This window comes from Actinokineospora diospyrosa, assembly GCF_024171925.1.
In the GTDB taxonomy this organism is placed as follows: Bacteria; Actinomycetota; Actinomycetes; order Mycobacteriales; family Pseudonocardiaceae; genus Actinokineospora; species Actinokineospora diospyrosa.
On the sequence record NZ_JAMTCO010000008.1, the window covers coordinates 363,838 to 382,086 of the forward strand.

At 71.4% G+C, this 18,249-nt stretch carries 17 protein-coding genes, 1 tRNA gene and 1 pseudogene; 6 read left to right on the forward strand and 13 right to left on the reverse strand.

Annotation, left to right across the window (positions count from 1 at the left end; all coding sequences use genetic code 11):
• Nucleotides 1–28: 28 nt before the first annotated feature.
• Nucleotides 29–133, reverse strand: a pseudogene (locus LV75_RS17705) (nitroreductase family protein); the annotation flags it as partial.
• A gap of 78 nt (nucleotides 134–211) precedes the next feature.
• Nucleotides 212–787 (reverse strand): TetR/AcrR family transcriptional regulator, encoded by a 576-nt coding sequence (locus tag LV75_RS17710; protein WP_253888026.1) that lies wholly within the window; start codon nucleotides 785–787, stop codon nucleotides 212–214.
• 114 nt (nucleotides 788–901) lie between these two features.
• Here LV75_RS17710 and LV75_RS17715 point away from each other — a divergent pair, with 114 nt between their 5' ends.
• Entirely contained in the window at nucleotides 902–1,594 is a 693-nt protein-coding gene (locus LV75_RS17715) for a type 1 glutamine amidotransferase domain-containing protein (RefSeq protein WP_253888027.1), read from the forward strand.
• A 261-nt stretch (nucleotides 1,595–1,855) separates the two neighbouring features.
• Here LV75_RS17715 and LV75_RS17720 read toward each other — a convergent pair whose 3' ends face one another.
• The 4 genes from LV75_RS17720 to LV75_RS17735 all read right to left on the reverse strand — a co-directional run bounded on the left by LV75_RS17720 (nucleotide 1,856) and on the right by LV75_RS17735 (nucleotide 5,498).
• Entirely contained in the window at nucleotides 1,856–2,506 is a 651-nt protein-coding gene (locus LV75_RS17720; RefSeq protein ID WP_253888028.1) for a maleylpyruvate isomerase family mycothiol-dependent enzyme, read from the reverse strand.
• 1 nt (nucleotide 2,507) lies between these two features.
• The gene (locus LV75_RS17725; protein ID WP_253888029.1) at nucleotides 2,508–3,743 is read right to left on the reverse strand and encodes an RNA polymerase sigma factor; all 1,236 of its coding nucleotides are present in this window, start codon (nucleotides 3,741–3,743) and stop codon (nucleotides 2,508–2,510) included.
• Nucleotide 3,744: 1 nt separating this feature from the next.
• On the reverse strand, nucleotides 3,745–4,089 hold the full coding sequence (locus LV75_RS17730) for a YciI family protein (RefSeq protein WP_253888030.1): 345 nt from the start codon (nucleotides 4,087–4,089) through the stop codon (nucleotides 3,745–3,747).
• A 431-nt stretch (nucleotides 4,090–4,520) separates the two neighbouring features.
• Entirely contained in the window at nucleotides 4,521–5,498 is a 978-nt protein-coding gene (locus LV75_RS17735) for an NAD(P)-dependent alcohol dehydrogenase (RefSeq protein ID WP_253888031.1), read from the reverse strand.
• A gap of 66 nt (nucleotides 5,499–5,564) precedes the next feature.
• On the opposite strand from LV75_RS17735, the gene LV75_RS17740 reads away from it, so the two are divergent.
• Nucleotides 5,565–6,251 carry a TetR/AcrR family transcriptional regulator gene (locus LV75_RS17740; RefSeq protein ID WP_253888032.1) on the forward strand — a complete coding sequence of 229 codons (687 nt, stop codon included), beginning with the start codon at nucleotides 5,565–5,567 and terminating at the stop codon, nucleotides 6,249–6,251.
• A gap of 2 nt (nucleotides 6,252–6,253) precedes the next feature.
• Nucleotides 6,254–6,628 (forward strand): MmcQ/YjbR family DNA-binding protein, encoded by a 375-nt coding sequence (locus LV75_RS17745; RefSeq protein WP_253888033.1) that lies wholly within the window; start codon nucleotides 6,254–6,256, stop codon nucleotides 6,626–6,628.
• Here the strand turns inward: LV75_RS17745 and LV75_RS17750 are convergent.
• The gene (locus tag LV75_RS17750) at nucleotides 6,552–8,039 is read right to left on the reverse strand and encodes a flavin-containing monooxygenase (RefSeq protein WP_308211002.1); all 1,488 of its coding nucleotides are present in this window, start codon (nucleotides 8,037–8,039) and stop codon (nucleotides 6,552–6,554) included. The two genes, LV75_RS17745 and LV75_RS17750, sit on opposite strands and share 77 nt — an antisense overlap.
• A 200-nt stretch (nucleotides 8,040–8,239) precedes the next feature.
• Between LV75_RS17750 and LV75_RS17755 the strand changes: the two genes are divergently transcribed.
• Nucleotides 8,240–9,874 (forward strand): amidohydrolase, encoded by a 1,635-nt coding sequence (locus tag LV75_RS17755; RefSeq protein WP_253888034.1) that lies wholly within the window; start codon nucleotides 8,240–8,242, stop codon nucleotides 9,872–9,874.
• A gap of 3 nt (nucleotides 9,875–9,877) precedes the next feature.
• Here the strand turns inward: LV75_RS17755 and LV75_RS17760 are convergent, their stop codons facing one another.
• From LV75_RS17760 to LV75_RS17775, 4 genes are all read right to left on the reverse strand, one after another.
• Nucleotides 9,878–10,027, reverse strand: coding sequence for a hypothetical protein (locus LV75_RS17760; RefSeq protein WP_253888035.1), 150 nt, complete (start codon nucleotides 10,025–10,027; stop codon nucleotides 9,878–9,880).
• Between the two features lie 988 nt (nucleotides 10,028–11,015).
• Nucleotides 11,016–11,423 carry a hypothetical protein gene (locus LV75_RS17765; protein ID WP_253888036.1) on the reverse strand — a complete coding sequence of 136 codons (408 nt, stop codon included), beginning with the start codon at nucleotides 11,421–11,423 and terminating at the stop codon, nucleotides 11,016–11,018.
• 101 nt (nucleotides 11,424–11,524) lie between these two features.
• Nucleotides 11,525–11,923 carry a PPOX class F420-dependent oxidoreductase gene (locus LV75_RS17770; RefSeq protein ID WP_253888037.1) on the reverse strand — a complete coding sequence of 133 codons (399 nt, stop codon included), beginning with the start codon at nucleotides 11,921–11,923 and terminating at the stop codon, nucleotides 11,525–11,527.
• Nucleotides 11,920–12,711 (reverse strand): arylamine N-acetyltransferase family protein, encoded by a 792-nt coding sequence (locus LV75_RS17775; protein WP_253888038.1) that lies wholly within the window; start codon nucleotides 12,709–12,711, stop codon nucleotides 11,920–11,922. Before LV75_RS17775 ends, LV75_RS17770 begins: the two co-directional genes overlap by 4 nt.
• A gap of 142 nt (nucleotides 12,712–12,853) precedes the next feature.
• On the opposite strand from LV75_RS17775, the gene LV75_RS17780 reads away from it, so the two are divergent.
• Nucleotides 12,854–13,855: a ketopantoate reductase family protein gene (locus LV75_RS17780; RefSeq protein WP_253888039.1), complete on the forward strand. Its 1,002-nt coding sequence runs from the start codon at nucleotides 12,854–12,856 to the stop codon at nucleotides 13,853–13,855.
• A 170-nt stretch (nucleotides 13,856–14,025) separates the two neighbouring features.
• On the opposite strand, the gene LV75_RS17785 is transcribed toward LV75_RS17780, so the two are convergent.
• Nucleotides 14,026–16,161 carry a TerD family protein gene (locus LV75_RS17785; RefSeq protein ID WP_253888040.1) on the reverse strand — a complete coding sequence of 712 codons (2,136 nt, stop codon included), beginning with the start codon at nucleotides 16,159–16,161 and terminating at the stop codon, nucleotides 14,026–14,028.
• 27 nt (nucleotides 16,162–16,188) lie between these two features.
• Nucleotides 16,189–16,261, reverse strand: a tRNA-Arg gene (locus LV75_RS17790).
• A 713-nt stretch (nucleotides 16,262–16,974) separates the two neighbouring features.
• Here LV75_RS17790 and LV75_RS35525 point away from each other — a divergent pair.
• The gene (locus LV75_RS35525) at nucleotides 16,975–18,249 is read left to right on the forward strand and encodes an MFS transporter (RefSeq protein WP_253888041.1); all 1,275 of its coding nucleotides are present in this window, start codon (nucleotides 16,975–16,977) and stop codon (nucleotides 18,247–18,249) included.

Sequence of the window (18,249 nt, forward strand, 5' to 3'; positions counted from 1 at the left end):
CAGCGAACGCCCCCCTGACCCGGTTCGACTACACGCGGACCAGGACTTGGTCGAGATCCTTGCGAACAAGGTCGGGCACCGTGGCGTCGGCGGCGGGGTAGCCGATCGGGATGACGGCGAACGCCTTCTCGTTAGACGCGGGTGAGCGTCGCGTCCACGGTCTTGAGGCTGACGTAGAGGCGCAGCGCGATCTCGCGATTCGCCGTCTCGTTCAGGTCTGGAGGAAGCCGCGATCCATCGCAAGCACGGTGATCGCGGTTGCGGCGATGCGATCGAAGACGGCGACATCGTGGTGGGCCCTGGCCACGAAGATGGCGCCTTCGAGGGTGGCGAGGAAGGTGGCGGCGAGGTCTTCGGGGGTTTGCCCCGGGGTCTCCCGGTTGCCGATGAGGGCGGCCAACCAGATCCGGTTGACGCGGAAGAACTCCGCCACACCGGCGGCGACCGCGGCAGGCACGGCGGCGATCTCGGCGGCGATCACCCCGCACAGGCACGCCTCACCGTCGGTCAGACCCTCGCGGTAGAGCGCCGCATACCGCTCAAGCGCGTCGACCGGGCCCGTCGCGAGCGTGTCGATCTCGGCGAGCCGGGCCTGGAACCGGTCGGTGTAGCGGGCCACCAGTTCGACGCCGAGCTGCTCCTTGGTCGCGAAGTGGTGGTGGACGCTGGCCTTGCGGATACCGACGGCCGTCGCGAGGTCGGCGTAGCTGAACGCGGAATACCCCCGGGTGCGGACCAGCCGCGTCGCATGGTCGAGCAAGGCGCCTCGGGTGTCCACACGGTCCATGACGACCACCCTACCTGTCGATAGGTAGGCGTGACGACGATCTCGGCGGCTTGACGACCGCCACCGGGATCGACAGCCTATCTACTAGTAGGTAGAGCGACTCAAGGAGCACCCATGGCCCGCCCCCAGCGGATCCTCATCACCCTGTCCTCGCACGCCGACCTCGGTGTCAGCGGCAAGAAGACCGGCACCTGGTTCGAGGAGGTCGCCACCCCGTACTACGCCTTCACCGAAGCGGGCCACCAGGTCGTCTTCGCCTCACCCCGCGGCGGGGAGGCACCCCTGGACCACCTCAGCCTGCGCGCACCGTTCACCACGGCCAACACCGACCGCTTCCTCGAGGACCCGGCCGGGATGCGCGCCGTCCAGGACACCGCCCGGCTGGCCGACGTCGACCACCGCGACTTCGACGCCCTGTTCTTCCCCGGCGGCTACGGCCTGCTGTGGGACCTGGCCGCCGACTCCCGGGTGATCCGCATGGTCGAACGGGCCCTGGCCGCGAACACCCCCGTGGCCATGATCTGCCACGCCCCCGCCATCCTCCGCGACGTCAAGTCCCCCAACGGAACCCCGTACGTGTCCGGCCGCACCGTCACCGGCTTCGCCAACACCGAGGACGACGAACTGGACCTGTCCCGCCACCTGCTCTTCTCGCTGGAGAACGACCTCATCCTGCGCGGCGCGAACTTCACCAAGGCCGCCACCAACTGGCAGCCCAACGTCGTGCAGGACGGCCCGCTCATCACCGGCCAGAACCCCGCCAGCGCCCCCGTGATCGCCAAGGCCCTCATCGACCTCCTCGCCTGACCCGACACCCACGGCAGTACCCCCTCAACGCGCTGACCTGGAGAAACCAGCAACTCTCCAGGTCAGCGCGAGTACGACCAGACCACAGGACCCGATCCAGCGCGGCGCACCACTCCCCCGCCAGCGTCGCCGAGCATCCCCAGTCGTGGCGGCTTTTGTTCTTGGTTTGTCGACTGAGACCATTATTGAATAACTTGATAGTGAATAGTGGATAATGAGTTCATGGGGGATGCGGGCGGGCAGCCGGGGCCGACCACCGGCCTATTTGGACAGTCGGAGGCGGGTGCGACCTGGGCCGGAGAGGGCCGCCAGGCCAGCGGGGCGACCGGTGGCCAGCAGGAGGAGGTCGCTGATGGGGCCGCGGATCTCGGTGCCGGGAGGCGGGTTGGGGGTCGAGGTCCAGTCCCGGTCGGTGGCGGTGAGAGTGGCGCCGTTGAGGCGATGACGGGCGCCGTAGAAGGGGCTGGACAGGACGCGGGCTAGGGCGGTTTCGGCTTGGGGGCCGGGCATCGCGCGGGGGCGCCCCAAGGGACGGGCGATGTCTTGGCCATGGACCAAGGCGTCGACGAGGGGATCTTGGGGAGCCGATAGCGGAGATCGGCGTGGGGAGTGGGCGGTCTCGCGGAGTTGGGCGATCAGTTCCGCGGGGGTGAAGCGGGCCGCGCGGGCGCGGGCGGCGTCGGCTTCCATGCGGTCGAAGTTGCCGCGGGCGCGGAGAATCCCCTTGAGGAACCCGGAAAGGCTGGTGCGGGTGGACAGCGTGAGGTGGGCTGCCAGGTCGTGCATGGTCCAGGCCGGGCATAGCGAGCGCGTTCGCCATTCGGCTTCGGACAGGTCTTCCAGCAGGTCGGCGAGGCTGAGGCGTTCGGCGGCGGTCCAGGACAGCAACGTGGCTTTGGAGACGGTGGGCATGTCAGTCCTTGAGGGCGTTCAGGCGAGCCCGCAGCAGGGCGCGGTCGGGGTCGGTGGCCGCGTGGGTGAGGGCCGATTCGTAGGCCGCGATGGCTTCGGGGGTCCGGCCCAGGCGGGCCAGGAGGTCGGCTCGCGCAGCCAGATACGGGTGGTGGTGGCGCAGGCGGGGGTCGTTGGCGAGGCCCTCGAGGAGGGCCAAGCCTTCGGCGGGACCGTCGCGCATGGCTATAGCCGCGGCGCGGTTCATGGCGACGATCGGGGACGGGGTGAGGGCTTGGAGCACGTCGTACAAGGCGACGATCTGCGGCCAGTCGGTGGTGGTGATGTCGGCTGCTTCGTCGTGGAGGGCGGCGATTGCGGCTTGGACGGCGTAAGGGCCGGGTGGGCCGGACAGCGCGGCCCGCACCAGCGGGAGACCCTCTTCGATCATGGCGCGGTCCCACGCACCCCGGTCCTGTTGGTCGAGCAGCACCGGCAGGCCGTCGGGGTCGGTGCGGGCGGCCCGCCTGGCGTGCACCAGGAGCATCAACGCCCGGAGACCAACCACCTCCCGCTCCCCCGGCAGCAGGCGGGCCAGGATCGTGGTCAGCCGGATGGCCTCTTCGGCCAAGTCCAGCCGCTGCAGGTGTGGGCCGGAGCTGGCGGCGTAGCCCTCGGTGAAGATCGAGTACAGCACCTGCAGGACGCCGGGTAGCCGTTGCGGCAGCTCGTGGGCCTCGGGTACCCGGAACGGGATGCGGGCGTCGCGGATCTTGCGCTTGGCGCGGGTGATCCGCTTGGCCATCGTCTCCACCGGCACCAGGTACGCCCGCGCCACCTCCGGCGTGGTCAGCCCGGCCAGGCAGCGCAGCGTCAGCGCACCCCGGTCCTCCTCCGCGAGCGCGGGGTGCGCGCAGGTGAAGAACAGCTGCAGCCGGTCATCGGGCAACCCGCCGTCGGCCGCGGCCGAGTACGGCTCGGCGCGTTCGGCCTCGACCCGCAGCTCGGCCAGCCGGGCGGTGTAGGTGCGGTCGCGGCGCAACCGGTCGACCGCCTTGCGCCTGGCGGTGGTCATCAGCCACGCACCCGGGTTCGGCGGCACCCCGTCGGTCGGCCAGTGCGCCAGCGCCGCCTCGACGGCCTCGGACGCGGCCTCCTCGGCCAGGTCCAGGTCTCCGAAGCGGCGGGCGAGCGCGGCGAGCAGGCGGCCGTGCTCCTCGCGGAACACGGCCGCCACCTGCCCCTTCTCGTCGACCACCTCAGAAGTCGGCGATCGGGCGGACCACCACCGAGCCGCTGCCCAGCGCCCCGGGGCACCGCGCGGCCCAGTCCAGCGCCACGTCCAGGTCGGGCACGTCGATGACGTAGAACCCGCCCAGGACCTCCCGGGTCTCGGCGAACGGGCCGTCGGTGACCGTGCGAGCGCCGTCCGCGGCGACCCGCACCGTGGTCGCGGTGACGAGATCGGCCAGCGACTCCCCCGACACGAAGATGCCCGCGTCCTTGACCTGCTTGTCGTAGGCCATCCAGTCCTCGACCGTGCACTCGGCGGCCCCGCCGTTCGCACCGACCGCGCCCGCGTTGATCAGCAGCATGTACTTCACCTGAGCACTCCTCGTCCCACCGTGTTCCCACCCGGCAGTATCGCCGGATGACACCACTACGAGCGGGACGCCGCCAGATGGACAGCCGGGCCGAACTTTTCTCAATCCACTTCCACGACGTCGTCACCGACCCGCGGCCCGGGTCGTCCGCGCTCGCGGAGACAAGAAGTGCTGTGGTGGCAAGTGGTTGCACGCGAAGATGGGCCAGAAGTCGACCGTGTCGCGGTCGAGCTCGTCGAGGTAGAGCGGGCGCACCGAGGCGGACAACCCGCTAGATGTGTCTGCCGAGGAGGAAGATGGCACCCGGTCGCAGCATCGGCTGCGACCATCCGGCGACCTTCCGCCGGAGTGGACCTTGCCATCTCCGCGTGGCGCCCCTCGCCCAGTTGGCCACTCAATGCCTAGCGGATTCAAGGCGCTGCGCAGCCCCACTAGGACGCGACGACGACCACGACCTTGCCGCGGACCAGGCCGTCCTGCATGTACTGCACCGCGTCGGCCGCGTGTTCCAGTGGGAAGGTGCGGTCGACCGGGGCGTCGATCGTGCCCGCTGCGGCGAGGGCGGCGAGTTCGAGCAGGTCGGCTTGCTTCTCGGCGCTGATCAGGCCGGAGAACTTCTGGCTGCCGAACAGCGACATCAGCGGTGCCCACAGCGCGCGTTGGAACCCGCCCAGCACCCGGCCGCCGGTCTCGCTGCCGACGATCACGGCGTGGCCGCGCGGGGTCAGTGCCCGGCGCAGGTGGCGCAGCGAGCGGTGGCCGCCCGTGTCGATGATCGCGTCGTAGCGGTGCCCGCCCTCGGTGATGTCCTGCTTGGTGTAGTCGAGGACCTCGTCGGCGCCGAGGTCGCGGACGAAGTCGACCTTGCCGGTGCCGCACACGCCGGTCACCTGGGCACCGCGGGCCTTGGCGATCTGCACCGCGTAGCTGCCCACACCGCCGGACGCCCCGATGACCAGGACGTCCTGCCCCGGCTGGACCGCCGCGCTGTCGCGGACGGCCTGCAGCGCGGTCAGCGCCGAGATCGAGATCGCGGCCGCCCGCACCGGGGTCAGGTTCTCCGGTCGGGGCACGAGCTTCGACGCCTTGGCGCGGGCGAACTCGGCGAAGGAGCCCTCGCAGATGCCGAACACCTCGTCCCCCGGGCTCAGCGCGGACACCTGCGCGCCGACCGCCTCGACCCGGCCGGACACCTCGCGCCCGCGCACCGGGGTTTTCGGCTTGCCCAGCCCGGTCGCCATCCGGACCGGGTAGGGCACCCCCGCCATCAGGTGCCAGGCGCCGCGCTCCACCCCGGCCGCGTGCACCCGGAGCAGCACCTCGTCGGCGGCGATGGTGGGCGGTTCGATCTCGGCGACCCGCAGGACGTCGTGGGCCTCGCCGTACTCGTCCTGGACGACCGCGCGCATGACTGCTCCCTCTCCTTGTAAACTTACGTTGTAAGAGTCTGACTTACGACGTAAGGATGTCAAGTCGTGGCTGAGAAGCGCATCAGGATCACCCGCGACCAGGTGCTCGCCGCGGCCATCGGGCTGGCCGACACCGACGGTATCGAGGGCCTCACCATGCGCAAGCTCGGCCGCGCGATCGGCGTCGAGGCGATGTCGCTCTACCACCACGTGGCCAACAAGGACCGACTCCTCGACGCCATGACCGACCTGGTGTTCGCCGAGATCGACCTGCCGACCGACACCGACTGGCGCACCTGCATGCGGACCAGGGCCTACTCGGTGCGCGCCGTCATGGGCCGCCACCCCTGGGCGCTGCGGCTGGTGGGCTCGCGCACCTCCCCCGGCCTGGCCACCGTCGCCCACCACGACGCCGTCCTGGGCGTCCTGCGCCGGGACGGCTTCTCCGTGGCGCTGGCCGCGCACGCGTTCTCGGTGCTCGACGCCTTCATCTACGGGTTCGCCGTGCAGGAGCAGAGCCTGCCGTTCGACACCGAGGAGCCGCCGACCGAGTTGGCCCAGGAGATCCTCAGCCAGTTCCCCACCGACCAGTTCCCCCACCTCGCTGAGATGACCGCCCGCTACCTCGAGGACAACGAGTACAACTACGCCCAAGAGTTCACCTACGGCCTCGACCTCATCCTCGACGGCCTCGAACGCGCCCTGGCTGTCGGTGGGCCTACCTATACTCCCGAGCGCGGAGCAAGGGAGTAGGCATGTCGGTGCAGAGCAAGGACTTCTTCAAATTCGTGGGTGGACTCCCCGACGTGACGCGGGGCGAGGGGTCCACCTACAGCTCGTTCAGCGTGGCCGGGCGCAAGTTCGGCTACCACTGGCCGCAGACGCAGACGGTCGGCCTCAAGCAGACTCTGTCCGAGCAGCTGGCACTGGTCGCCGAGCGGCCGGAGGTGTTCGAGGTCCAGTTCACCGCAGGTGGGTTCGGCTGGGTCGTGGTCGACCTCGCCGGGATCGAGTTGGCCGAGCTGAAGGAGCTGGTGTTCGAGGCGTGGCGGCTCAGCGCCCCGGAGGACCTGGTCGCGACCACGCCCGATCCGGCGACCCGGCGCGGCCGAACGCCATCTCGCGGGTGATCGGCGTGCGGCGCATCGTGATCGTGTCCAGCACGTAGTTCATCGTCGGCCGCCACGGCAGCCGCGATCCCTGCCGGGGCAGCTCGTCGAGTCCCCGGCGGACGTACCCGGCGGTCAGGTTGTCGAACGGCTCCTCCGTCACCCCGGGCGGCGGCGCGGACGGGGTCGCGGTGGCGTAACCGTTGTCCGACATGTGCCGCAGCAACCGGACCAGGTAGTTGGCGACGAGGTCGAGCTTCAACGTCCAGGTGGCGTTGGTGTAGCCGAGGACGTAGACCATGTTCGGCACCCCGGCCAACATCATGCCCAGGTAGGTCATCGTCTCGGTGGTTCGGATGGGCCTGCCGTCGACAGATAGCTCTGCCCCGCCGAACAGGCCCAGGTTGAAACCGGTGGCGGTGACGAGGATGTCGGCGCGGACAGTGTCGCCGGAGGACAGCTGGATCTCGTCGCCGTCGAACCCGGTGATCGTGTCGGTCACGACCTCGGCGGTGCCCGAGCGCAGCGCCGCGAAGAAGTCCCCGTCGGGCACCATGCACATCCGCTGGTCCCACGGCCCGTAGCTCGGGTTGAAGTGCGTGTCGACCGGGTAGCCCGGCGGCAACGCGGCCACGGTCATCTTCCGCAAGACACGCCGCATGAGCCGCGGCTTGCGCTGGCTGAGCTGGTACAGCGCCATCGCCATCGCGATGTTGCGCCAGCGCACGACCCGGTGCCCCAAGTCACCGGGTAGCAACCGCGCCAGCCGGGGCGCAAGACGGTCCGCCGACGGCAACGAGATGACGTAGCTGGGCGAGCGCTGCACCATCGTGACCCGCTCCGCATCACGCGCCAGAGCGGGCACCAGGGTCACCGCCGTCGCACCGCTGCCGAGCACCACGACCCGCTTGCCCGTGTGGTCGAGGTCGCGCGGCCAGTCCTGCGGGTGCACGACCCGCCCGCTGAACTCCCCCAACCCCGGCAGCTCCGGCCGGTGACCGCCGTCGTAGCGGTAGTAGCCGCCGCACATCAGCAGGAACGCGCACTCCAGCTCGACCTCGGTGCCGTCGTGGTCCACCCGCAGCGCCCACCGGGCCCGCTCGGAATCCCAGTCCGCCGCGACCAGCCGGTGCCGCGGCCGCACCCGGTCGAGCACCCCGTACTCGGCGGCGGTCTCCCGCACGTACGCCAGGATCTCCGCGCCGCCCGGCATCGTCTCCGCCCTGGTCCAGGGCCGGAACCGGTACCCCAGGGTGTGCATGTCCGAATCCGAGCGCACCCCCGGGTAGCGGAACTGGCTCCAGGTGCCGCCGACCTCGTCGCGCGCCTCCAACACCGCGTACCGGGTCCCCGGCCGCTCCCGCTCCAGGTGGCAGGCCATCCCGATCCCGGACAGCCCTGCCCCGACGACCACCACATCCAGCTGCTCCACGGCGCAGTAGCTTGCCCGCGTCACCGGCCCGGGGCCAGTCGGGGTCGGCGGGCGGTGAGTTGCTCGCCAGTGCACCCTTCTTGTTCGGCGCGGCACGACGCGAGCGGGAGCGTTCACCGCGCGCGCGGCCGAGCCGAAACTGACCGGGAGTGGCGCCGCAGGGGTCGCCCGTCCGCGAGGTCACCGGGAGTGAGCGCGCCTTGACTGCTGATCTGATCCTCACCAACGCCACCGTCCACACCGTCGACGGCGCGCGGCCCACCGCGACCTCGTTGGCGATCAGCGGTGGCCGGGTCGTCGCGCTCGACGCCGAGGGGCAGGTCGGGCCGGGGACCGAGGTGCGGGACCTGGGCGGCGCGTTCGTCATGCCCGGGCTGATCGACGTGCACAACCACCACGCGCTGGCCGGTCGCGCCGAGCTGTTCGAGCTGACCTTCGGCGGCGAGCTCGGGTTCGACGGCGTCCTCGACGCGGTCCGCCGCTGGGCGCGCGGGCTGGGCCCTGACGAGTGGGTCGTGGGCGGGGCCTGGGCCTCGACGCTGGTGGACGCCCTGTCGCGGGAGTCGGCGCGGGCGGCGCTGGACGAGGCCGCAGGCGGGCGACCGGTGGCGCTGTCGGATGACAGCAGGCACAACAAGTGGGTCAACACCCGCGCGCTGGAGCTGGCCGGGGTGACCGCGGCGACGCCGGACCCGGCCGGGGGCGTGATCGTGCGGGACCCGGCGACCGGCGAGCCGACCGGGGTGCTGCTGGAGGCCGCCGGGGTGCTGGTCGAGCACGCCATGCGCGAGACCCGGACGCTCACCGGTGAGCAGCACGCGCGCGCGTCGCGGCACGGCATCGGGATCCTGCACTCCTACGGCATCACCGCGTTCCAGGACGCCGGGGTGTCGGTCGACATCCTCACCGCACTCAAGACCCTCGATGACACCGGGCAGCTCGACGCCTGGGTCGTGTCGTCACTGCTGATCAACGACCCGATCTTCGGGTTCGACCCGATCGGGCTGCCGCTGATCGAGCTCGGCGAGCGCTACCGCACCGAGCACCACCGCCCGGACTTCGTGAAGATCTTCCTCGACGGCGTGCCGCCCACCAGGACCGCGGCGTTCCTCGAGCCGTACCTGCCCGACGAGGCGCACGGCGCCTGCTTCCACGGCAAGACCACCATGCCGCCGGACGAGCTGGAGGGCTGGCTGCGCCGCGCCGCCGAGGCGGGCCTGTCCGCCAAGATCCACTGCACCGGGGACGCCGCCGTGCGCGCCACCCTGGACGCGGTCGCCGCGCTGCGCGCCGCCGGGTTCGCCGACACGAAGTTCCAGGTCGCGCACGGGCAGTTCGTGCACCCCGACGACCTGGCCCGCTTCGCCGCGCTCGGCGTGTCCGCCGACATCTCGCCGTTCCTGTGGGTGCCCGGGGTCATCCCGACCGCGATCGCCAACGTGCTGCCCGCCGAGCGCGCCGCCCGGATGCAGCCCAACCGGGCACTGCTCGACAGCGGCGCCCTGGTCGCGGGCGGTTCGGACTGGCCGGTCAGCGAGTCGCCGAACGCGTGGGAGGGCATCCAGGGCCTGATCACCCGCCAGGACCCGACCGGCGCGTTCCCCGGTGAGCTGTGGCCGGAGCAGGCCATCACCCTCACCGAGGCGATCGCCGCGTTCACCCTCTCCAGCGCCCGCGCCATGGGCCTCGACGACGTCACCGGCTCCCTCACCCCGGGCAAGTCGGCCGACTTCATCATCCTCGACCGAGACCCGTTCCAGTCCGCACACACCGACCTCGCCGCCACCACAGTCACCGAAACCTGGTTCGCCGGACGGCAGGTCTACGCCAAGTAGCACCTACCCCGCTGCCGCCGTGCTGGTGCTGGCCGGGCCGCGCGCGGCGAGCCCGACCAGGACCAGCACGGCCCCGCCGAGGGAGACCCAGTCCCCCGCCCGAGCCCGGTGCCCGGGCAGGCCGTTCGTCCGCCAGCCCCGCTGCCTTGGCATTCACGCGCCTGCCCCGGTACTCACGCGCTGGCCTTGGTGCTCGCGCGCCGGCTTTGGCGTTCAGGCGCTGGCCTCGGAGTTCCTGCGCCAGCCCCGCTGTCTTGGCGTTCGTGCGCCTGCCCTGGTGCTCACACACGCTGGTCTCGGCGTTCCGGCGCGGGTCTCGTTCGCGCACGGGCCTTGACGTTCGCGCACACCGGTCTTGGCGTTCCTGCGCCGATCTCGGCGTTCTGACGCGAGCCTTGGCGTTCGCGCGGGCCTTGCGGTTCACGCTTCTGGGCGACAGAAGTTATCCACATGTGGATCTTCGCGGGAGTGCTTTCAAGATCCTTTGTCAGTGGGGCCTAGTAGACTGGCCCTGGGGCCGCCCCCCGGAGAGGGTGGGGGCTGCGCCCCCGACCCGCGCGTGTGGGGAGCGGGCTGGAGGCGGCTCTTGGGCTACCGAGATGGTGGCGGGGGTCGTTCTGGGGTGTGCCCGCCCGGTGGATCGGTGTCGTCCGGGCTGAGTTGATCACTCGCCGGGGATGTTGCTCGCCAGCGCCGTCCACCGACGGCCACTCATGCGTTCCCGCAGGTCGAGACCGTCAGGCCGCCGAGATGTTCACCCGGTCCAGCTACAGAAGTTATCCACATGTCGATCTTCGGCGCCGTCTGTGAAGATCGACTGTCGGTGGGGGCCGGTAGACTGGCACCGGGGCCGCCCCCCGGAGAGGGTGGGGGCTGCGCCCCGGACCTGCGCGTGGGGGAGCTTTGTGGGGCTGGGGGCGCGGAGCGGGGTTGGGGTGGTTCTTGGGCTGCCGGAGAGGTTAGCGAGCCGGGGCGCACCTATGGGGCAGGCGCCTGTTGGGTCTATCAGACGGCGTCAAGGTACTAAGTCGAGCGCGGCGGTTATAACGACCGTTGCCACCCCATGGCGTGGGGTGGCAACGGCTCAGGTGTCCAAACCCTGGCTAGTGGTTGCGGGTCGGTGGGGGTATCGGCGGCCCGATCAGTTGTCGCCCTGCTTGGGCTCCGGCTTGGTGTCGTCCTGCTGAGAGGTGTCCTGCTGGGTGCCGCCGCGCTGGCCGCGCCTGCTCTGGGGGCCGCCGCCCTGGGGTGCGGTGTCCGGGCGGGCGTCGTCCTGGTCGGGCAGGCCCTGGCCACCCGGGCCCCGCTGGCCATCGGGACCCTGCTGGTCACCGGGGGCCTGCTGGTGCTGGCCGTTGGCCACCCGGGGGCCGTCCGCGGTGCCGTGGCCGAGGGCGAATCCGGCGACTCCGCCGAGGGCGAGCATTCCGGCGGCGACCGCGGAGACGACGACCCGGCGGGCGCGGTACCACGGGGTGGTCGCGGGCACCGGGGTCGACACGTACTGGGCGGGGGCCTGCGGGGTCGGGGTCTCGGGGGTCTGCGACATGGGTGGTCCTTCCGGCTCGGGGTGACACCCGGACTGTCGGCGCCGAGCCGGGGGCGAACAGAAGAGGGACCTGGGCGTTGGCTGTGCGTTCGCTGTGCCGCTTACCCGGTGCAGCGCACGTAGTCCGGCACCAGCCGAGCCACCACGCGGCTGCCTTCGGCCGGGTCGTGCGGGTAGGTGTCCTCGTCGAGGTACTTGCGGGCCAGCGCGTCGACCAGTTCGTGGCCGGTGTCGGGCGAGAACTCGACGTGGCCGCGGAACTCGATGTAGCGGTAGGGGTTCTCGCCGTCCAGCACGCAGGCGGCCACCCGCGGTTCGCGGACCAGGTTGCGGTACTTCTGCCGTTGATCGGTGAGGCTGATCAGCAGGTGCCCGCGTTCCTCGTCCCACAGGTACCAGGTCGGGCTCACGTTGGGCTGCCGGTCGCGGACCGTGGCGAGGAACGCGAGGCCCTTCGCCTGGAGCAGGTCGGCGTGGCTGTCGGGCACCCGGGCGGTCACGACGTCCTCCCGCTCGGCGTGGGCAGCCGGTCGAGGGTGATGCCGAAGTGCTCGGCGTAGGCGGCGGTGATCTGGGCGTCGGTGTCGAACACGACCGCCTCCCGCTGTTCGCCGTCGGTCCAGGTCAGCCGGTCGCCGCGCAGGGTGACCCGGCCGTCGTCGGTGAGCCGGGTGCAGAACAGGTTCTGCCGGAACGGGGAGTCCGGCGAGGTCTCGAACCACCACAGCGCGGGCCGGAAGTCCTCGAGGGTGCGCGGACGCGGGTCGAGGCGCAGCAGCGGTTGGCCGTCGCGCAGCAGGTCGGTGTCGCCGTGCGGGCCGTCGACGAACTCGTAGACGCCGTTCGGGTCGGCCTGCGGACCGCGCACGTCCAGCCGCAGCGGGAACCGGGGCGCGTCGCGGCCGAAGCCGACGTCGACCAGCCACGGGTCGGGGCAGTGCACCCTGATCACGGTGTGCGCCAGCGGGAAGCCGAACGCGCCGTCGAGGAAGACCTGGCTGCCCAGCAGGGTCACGTGGTAGCCGAGGGCGGCCAGCAGCGCGGGCATCGCCGACCCGTTGAGCTCGCGGCAGGTGCCGCCCCGGTTGCCGTGCACGACCTTGGCCACCGCAGCCGAGCCGACCCGGATCGGCACCCCCAGGTGCACGTCGATGTTCTCGAACGGGACCGAGAGCAGGTGCTGCTCCTGCAACTCGTGCAGGAACGCCGCGTCCGGCGCTCGCTCGGCGGCCACCCCGATCCGCCGCAGGTAGGCCGCGACGGTCTCGGCGTCCAGCAGATCGTCCACTGTAGAATCCCTGGATCCCATGCCCATCCCCCAGTGTTCCGTGGTGCGACCACGCAGGTTAGCACGGTGTCCACCAGGTGAACTCGGGAGAACACCGGAAGTTCCGCATGGTCCACTGTGGATTCCGATACGGTGGTCCGAGGTGAATTCCCCCCGAGAGGAACGGGTTGTGCGGTATGTGATCATCGGCGCGGGAGCGGTCGGCTGCGCCATCGGCGGCACGCTGCACGCGGCGGGGCACGACGTGGTCCTGGTCGCCAGGGGCGCGCACGGGGCCGCGCTGCGCGAGCGCGGGCTGACCTTGATCACCCCGCGTGAGCGGCGACTGCTGCCGGTCCCGGCGGTCGGCGGGCCGGACGAGGTCGACCTGCGCGCCGATGACGTGCTCGTATTGACCGTCAAGACCCAGGACACCGTGGCCGCGCTCGACGCCTGGCGCGATCGGCCGGTCGCGGGCGGTGGCACCGCCGGCAGCCGGTTACCGCTGCTGTGCGCGCAGAACGGGGTCACCAGCGAACACATGGCGCTGCGCCGATTCCGCGACGTCTACGGGGTGTGCGTGCTGTTGCCGTCGACGTTCCTGACCCCGGGTGAGGTCATCGCCGCGGGCACCCCCTACACCGCGCTGCTGGCCATCGGCCGCTTCCCGAACGGCAGCGACCCGACAGCCGAGCGGGTCGCGGCGGATCTCGAAGGGGCCGGGCTGCTCGCCCCGGTGATGACCGAGGTGATGCGGTGGAAGTACGCGAAGCTGCGGCACAACCTCGCCGACGCGATCGACGCGGTCTGCGGCAAACCCTCCGACGAGCTACGACGACGGGCGATGACCGAGGCGTCAACCGTCCTCGCCGCGGCGGGCATCGACAACGCCACCGACGCCGAGTTCCGCGATCTGCGCGCCGACCGCGTCCGCCCGAGCCCCGACCTGGACCGGGGCGGCAGTTCGACGTGGCAGAGCATCGTGCGCGGCACCGGCACCACCGAGGTCGACTACCTCAACGGGGAGGTCGTGCGACTCGGGCGCCTGCACGGGGTGCCGACGCCGGTGAACGAGGTGCTGCTGGACGCGGCGCGGGAGTCCGCCAGGCTCGGCCGCGCCCCGGGTGGGGTCACGGCCGAGGACCTGTTGGCACTGCTGGAGTGAGGCCCACCAGGAGAGGGCCGGGGCTAGTTTCGTTTCAGGAAGTGAAGGAAGCCCTGGCATGGCCTGGCGGGTGAGGGAAGAGCACGGACTAAAGGGGACAGGTGGAGGAAGTCCGCGCATGGCCTCGTTGTGCTCCAGTCTACTCGCCGCCGCCATTCGGCGGAACCGCTTTAACGCGGCACCAGCTCGGTCAACCGGTCCAGCGTGATCACCGTCGACCCCTCGGGCAGGCCCTCGGGGCGGTGCAGACCCACGAACGCCACCGGCTCGGTGAACCGCAGGCCCGGCTCCCACGCGGTGACCGAACCCGCCTCCGCGGCGAGCAGGTCGACCAGGTGGGACACGGTCATGGCGCGGCGGTTCGCGATCACACCGGTCAGCTTGCCGGTGGTGGCCCGCTGGGTCTCCACCTGGTTGAACTGGGGCGATCCCGTCAGGTACAGGTGCAGCCAGGTCGCCGTCCAGCCGTCCGCGCCCCGGCTGAACATCATCGGCAACGCCACCCGACCCGAACCGCGCAGGTCGGACCGGGTGCGCACGGTGCGCGGCTCGAACGGGGCGCCGTGCTGGGCCCGGTCGCGCACCATCCACCCGAAGATCGACTCGGCGACCTCGGTGAAGTCCTCCCCTGAGTAGACGCTGACCTGGGGCACCACGTGGGCGGCGGTGATCCGGTCGAGCGGGATGTCGATGAACTCCGTGGCGCCGTTGGGCGCCTCGGTGAGGTCGCCGGAGTACACGGCGCCGTCGTCCCGGTAGTTCGTCCACGACACGTGGCCCACGTAGCGGAAGTCCTCGTCCAACAGCAACGCGGACAGGTCGTGGTCCGTGCGCCGCTTGTCCTGCCGCCAGTAGGTGAAGAACCGCAGCAGGTCACCGCCTTCCACAGGCGTGCGGGTACCGCGCGGGAGGACGGCGAAACCACCTTCGCTGGCCTTGCCCGACAACGGCAGGGCCACCGACAGCACGTCGGGGTCGATCACCAGCCGCTCGTAGGACGGCATCCGGGAGGCCAGCTCCACGTCCACCATCCCGCACACCGCCTCCACGACAGCGGGCGAAAGCGGTACGCGTGTGTCCGGCGCGACCCAGGGGCGACCGGCGCGGTTGACGAACACCCGCGCGAGCGCGGTCCAGGACCGGTTGGCCAGGTGTTCGCGCACCGAACACAACACCCGGCCCGACACCGAGCCCAGCACCGAGTTCGTCGCCGACAACACCGCGTCGCTCTCCGCGCCCGCAGTCCGCAGCAACCGGTCCAGCGACCGCAGCAGCATGCCGGGCGACTCGGTCAGCAGCCACGCCGCCCGACCTACCTCACCCCGGGCGAGCGCCGCCTCCGCCTGACCCGCCAGCGAGGTCACGGTCCGCTCACCCCGGGCGACGGCGAAGACGTCCTGGGCGCGCGGGAAAGCCGGGTACTCGTGCGGGTGCAGCCGCTCGCCGAGTCGCTTGAAGCGGCCCGCGTAGCGGTTGACGTCGCCGAGCACGCCGGTGTCGGCCGCGACAGCCGCGTCGAGCGCCGCCATCAGGGCTCGGCGCTCCTGCCTGCGGAACCCGCGGAACCGGGTGGACTCGACCAAAGTCACGTCACCGCCGCTGAGCGCGTACGCCAGCCGCAGCACGTCCACGGCGGAGTCCACCGCGACCGGCTCGCGCCCCGCGCGCAGCCGGGCAGCGTTGACCACGGCCCGGTTCTCCCGGACCGGCATCGGGCCGGGCGGCACGTCGGGGCAGGCCACCGCGAGCTCGCCCAGGAGGGTGAGATCGGCGGCGTCCAGCGGCGTGGCGGAGCCCGCCAACGCGCGGTAGAGCGAGGTCAACTCCCGCTCGAGGGGACCACCCAGGTGCACCACGGTGACCCGGTCCTTGATGGAGTCGACCAGCGCGTCGTGCTCGGCGAGCATCTCGGCGAAGGTGTGCTGGAGGCGGCCGTAGCGGGCGAAGGCGAGCAGGTTCACAGCGCCCCTGCGCGGACTGAGGACGCCGTCCTCGGCCTCGGCGGCACGCACGAGCCGCATCCAGAACTGGACGGTGTCGGGCACGCCCGCGGGGAAGTCGCGGAAGTACGGGTTGTGGTCGACGTGGTCGCCGACCAGGCCGCGCACCGCGGTGACCACCTCGACGGCCAGGTCGAACGCCTCGCCGGGGGCCAGCCCGCCGACGTGCTCCAGCAGGTCCCTGCTCGCCTTGAACCCGACGCTGATCAGGGCGACGTCGAGTTGGCGGGCGACGGCGGAGCCGTCACCGCGGGGACCGCTCGCCAGCGGCACGCGCAGCGTGCGCTGGATGATCTGGGTGCGCATCGGACATTCCTCTTGATCGTTGGAGAGTGCTCCCACCAGGACTCGAACCTGGGACCTCCGCGTTCGTAGCGCGGCGCTCTCTCCACTGAGCTATGGGAGCGGACTGGGCGATTAGGAGCGGACTGGGCGGACTACCGGCCCAACAAAAAGCCACCGGTCGGTGTCCCGACGGGTGGCTCCTGGTGCGCTCGGCCGCGCTAGATCAGCGCGGTTCGCTCGAGCGACGGGAGTCCACCGGGACGCCGCCTGGGTCGTCGCGCGAACGCGGACACCGGGCGAATGCCGTGCTGGCGGTAACCGGAGCTCGCCATGGCCGACTCCTTCCCGGGTCCGTGCGCGGCGGTCGCTCCGTCGCGGGACACATGGTCACCCGGGGCCCCGGGCCCAGTCAACGGAGATTGGGCCGGTGTAGCGCAGACCTCACACCAGCGGGTTGTGACCGGGGTCGCACCCCTAACGGTCGTCACGGTGGGTGCGATGACACCCAGGCACCGGGCGGGCCGACGCGCGGGCGGCCGGAAAGGGAATGGTCATGGACTACACGTGCTTTTCCCGTGGAAATCCCTTTCACGATACCTATCGAAATCCCTACCGCGAGCGAGTCGGCTTGGGCCATTCAGCCGCGCTTGTCGTCGCGTTCGGCGGAATTGACACCCGGTGATGGCCCACCTAACATGGCCAATCGCCGCTTGGGCCAAGGCTTGCGGGTGACACCGACGGCGGCGGGTATTTCGGCCAGAACCGATGTTTCGGTCGATTTCCCCGACCCGAGTCATTCCGCCGACAGTCACTTTTCACACCGACGGGAGCATTGTGTCAGGGGGCGCTAAATCCGGGTTCGGCGCGTACCCGCGGCTGCTGCGGCAGCCCGGCGCGCTCACCCTGGGCCTGTGCGGGGTGCTCGGCCGGTTCCCGATCGCCATGCGGTCGCTGGGCTGCCTGATGCTGGTGGCCGCGGTCAGCGGCTCGCTCGGCGGCGCGGGGGTGGTGGCCGCGGCGATGCTGATCGCCCAGGGGCTGGCCAGCCCGGTGCTCGGCCGGTGGGCCGACCGGGTCGGGCAGCGGCGGGTCCTGCTGAGCACCTGCGTGGTGCACGCGGTCGCCCTGAGCAGCCTGATCGCGGCGATCCAACTCGGCGCGCCGCTGCCGCTGCTGCTGGTGGCCGCCGTGGCGACCGGGTGCGCGTCGGTGTCGTTCACCTCGTTCATGCGGGCGCGGTGGGCGGCGCTGGTCGAGCAGGGGTCGCTGCGCACCGCGTACGCGCTGGAGTCGGTGCTCGACGAGACGATCTTCCTGCTCGGGCCGCTGCTGGTCACCGTGCTGGCCACCGCGGTGCACCCGGCGGCAGGGCTGGTCGCCTGCGTCGCGTTCACCACCGTCGGGTCGATCGCGGTGGCGTTGCACCAGCGCTCGGAGCCGGTGGTCGTGGCGCCCGAGGCGGGCGGTGGCAAGCGGGCGATCTCGGTGCCCGGGGTGCGGGTGCTGATGGTCGCCTACGCGGGCATGGGGTTCCTGCTCGGCGCGGTCGACGTCACCATGGTGGCCTTCGCCCGCGAGCAGGGCAGCCCGGGATTCGGCGGGGTGCTGTTGTCGCTGACCGCGGTGGGCAGCCTCGCCGCGGGCGCGGTTTATGGGGCGGTGAACTGGCGGCAGCCGCAAGAACGGCTGCTCGTGGCCACGACCGGGCTGTTGTGCCTGGGCGCTGTGCCGCTGGCGTTCGCCGGGTCCGGCCTGGCGATGGCGGTGTTCGCGGTGCTGGCCGGGGTGGCGATCGCACCCGGACTGATCGCGGGCAGCACGGTGCTGGAGGCGTTGGCGCCCAAGGGTTCGCTGTCGGAGGGCTTCTCCTGGCTCTCCAGCGCGGGCGCGACGGGGATCGCGCTGGGCACCGCGGTGGGTGGACGGCTGGCGGACTCCGGTGGGTTCGCCGTCGCGGCGTGGGCCGCGGTCGGCGGCGGGGCGGTCGCGGTGGCGCTGAGCGTCCTCGGGCAGCCCGCGCTGCGCGGGCGGGAGCCGCACGCGGTCGGTGCGGTCGGCGCGGTCGAGCCGGACGCGGTCGAGCTGGACAGAGCGGCACGAGAACAGTGA

Coding starts and splice junctions, on each gene's coding strand:
- LV75_RS17715 (WP_253888027.1), top strand. CDS start 902: ATGGCCCGCCCCCAGCGGATCCTCATCACCCTGTCCTCGCACGCCGAC.
- LV75_RS17720 (WP_253888028.1), bottom strand. CDS start 2,506: ATGCCCACCGTCTCCAAAGCCACGTTGCTGTCCTGGACCGCCGCCGAA.
- LV75_RS17785 (WP_253888040.1), bottom strand. CDS start 16,161: ATGCGCACCCAGATCATCCAGCGCACGCTGCGCGTGCCGCTGGCGAGC.
- LV75_RS17760 (WP_253888035.1), bottom strand. CDS start 10,027: ATGCCAAGGCAGCGGGGCTGGCGGACGAACGGCCTGCCCGGGCACCGG.
- LV75_RS17735 (WP_253888031.1), bottom strand. CDS start 5,498: ATGCGCGCGGTCGTCCAGGACGAGTACGGCGAGGCCCACGACGTCCTG.
- LV75_RS17745 (WP_253888033.1), top strand. CDS start 6,254: ATGTCGGTGCAGAGCAAGGACTTCTTCAAATTCGTGGGTGGACTCCCC.
- LV75_RS17710 (WP_253888026.1), bottom strand. CDS start 787: ATGGACCGTGTGGACACCCGAGGCGCCTTGCTCGACCATGCGACGCGG.
- LV75_RS17765 (WP_253888036.1), bottom strand. CDS start 11,423: ATGTCGCAGACCCCCGAGACCCCGACCCCGCAGGCCCCCGCCCAGTAC.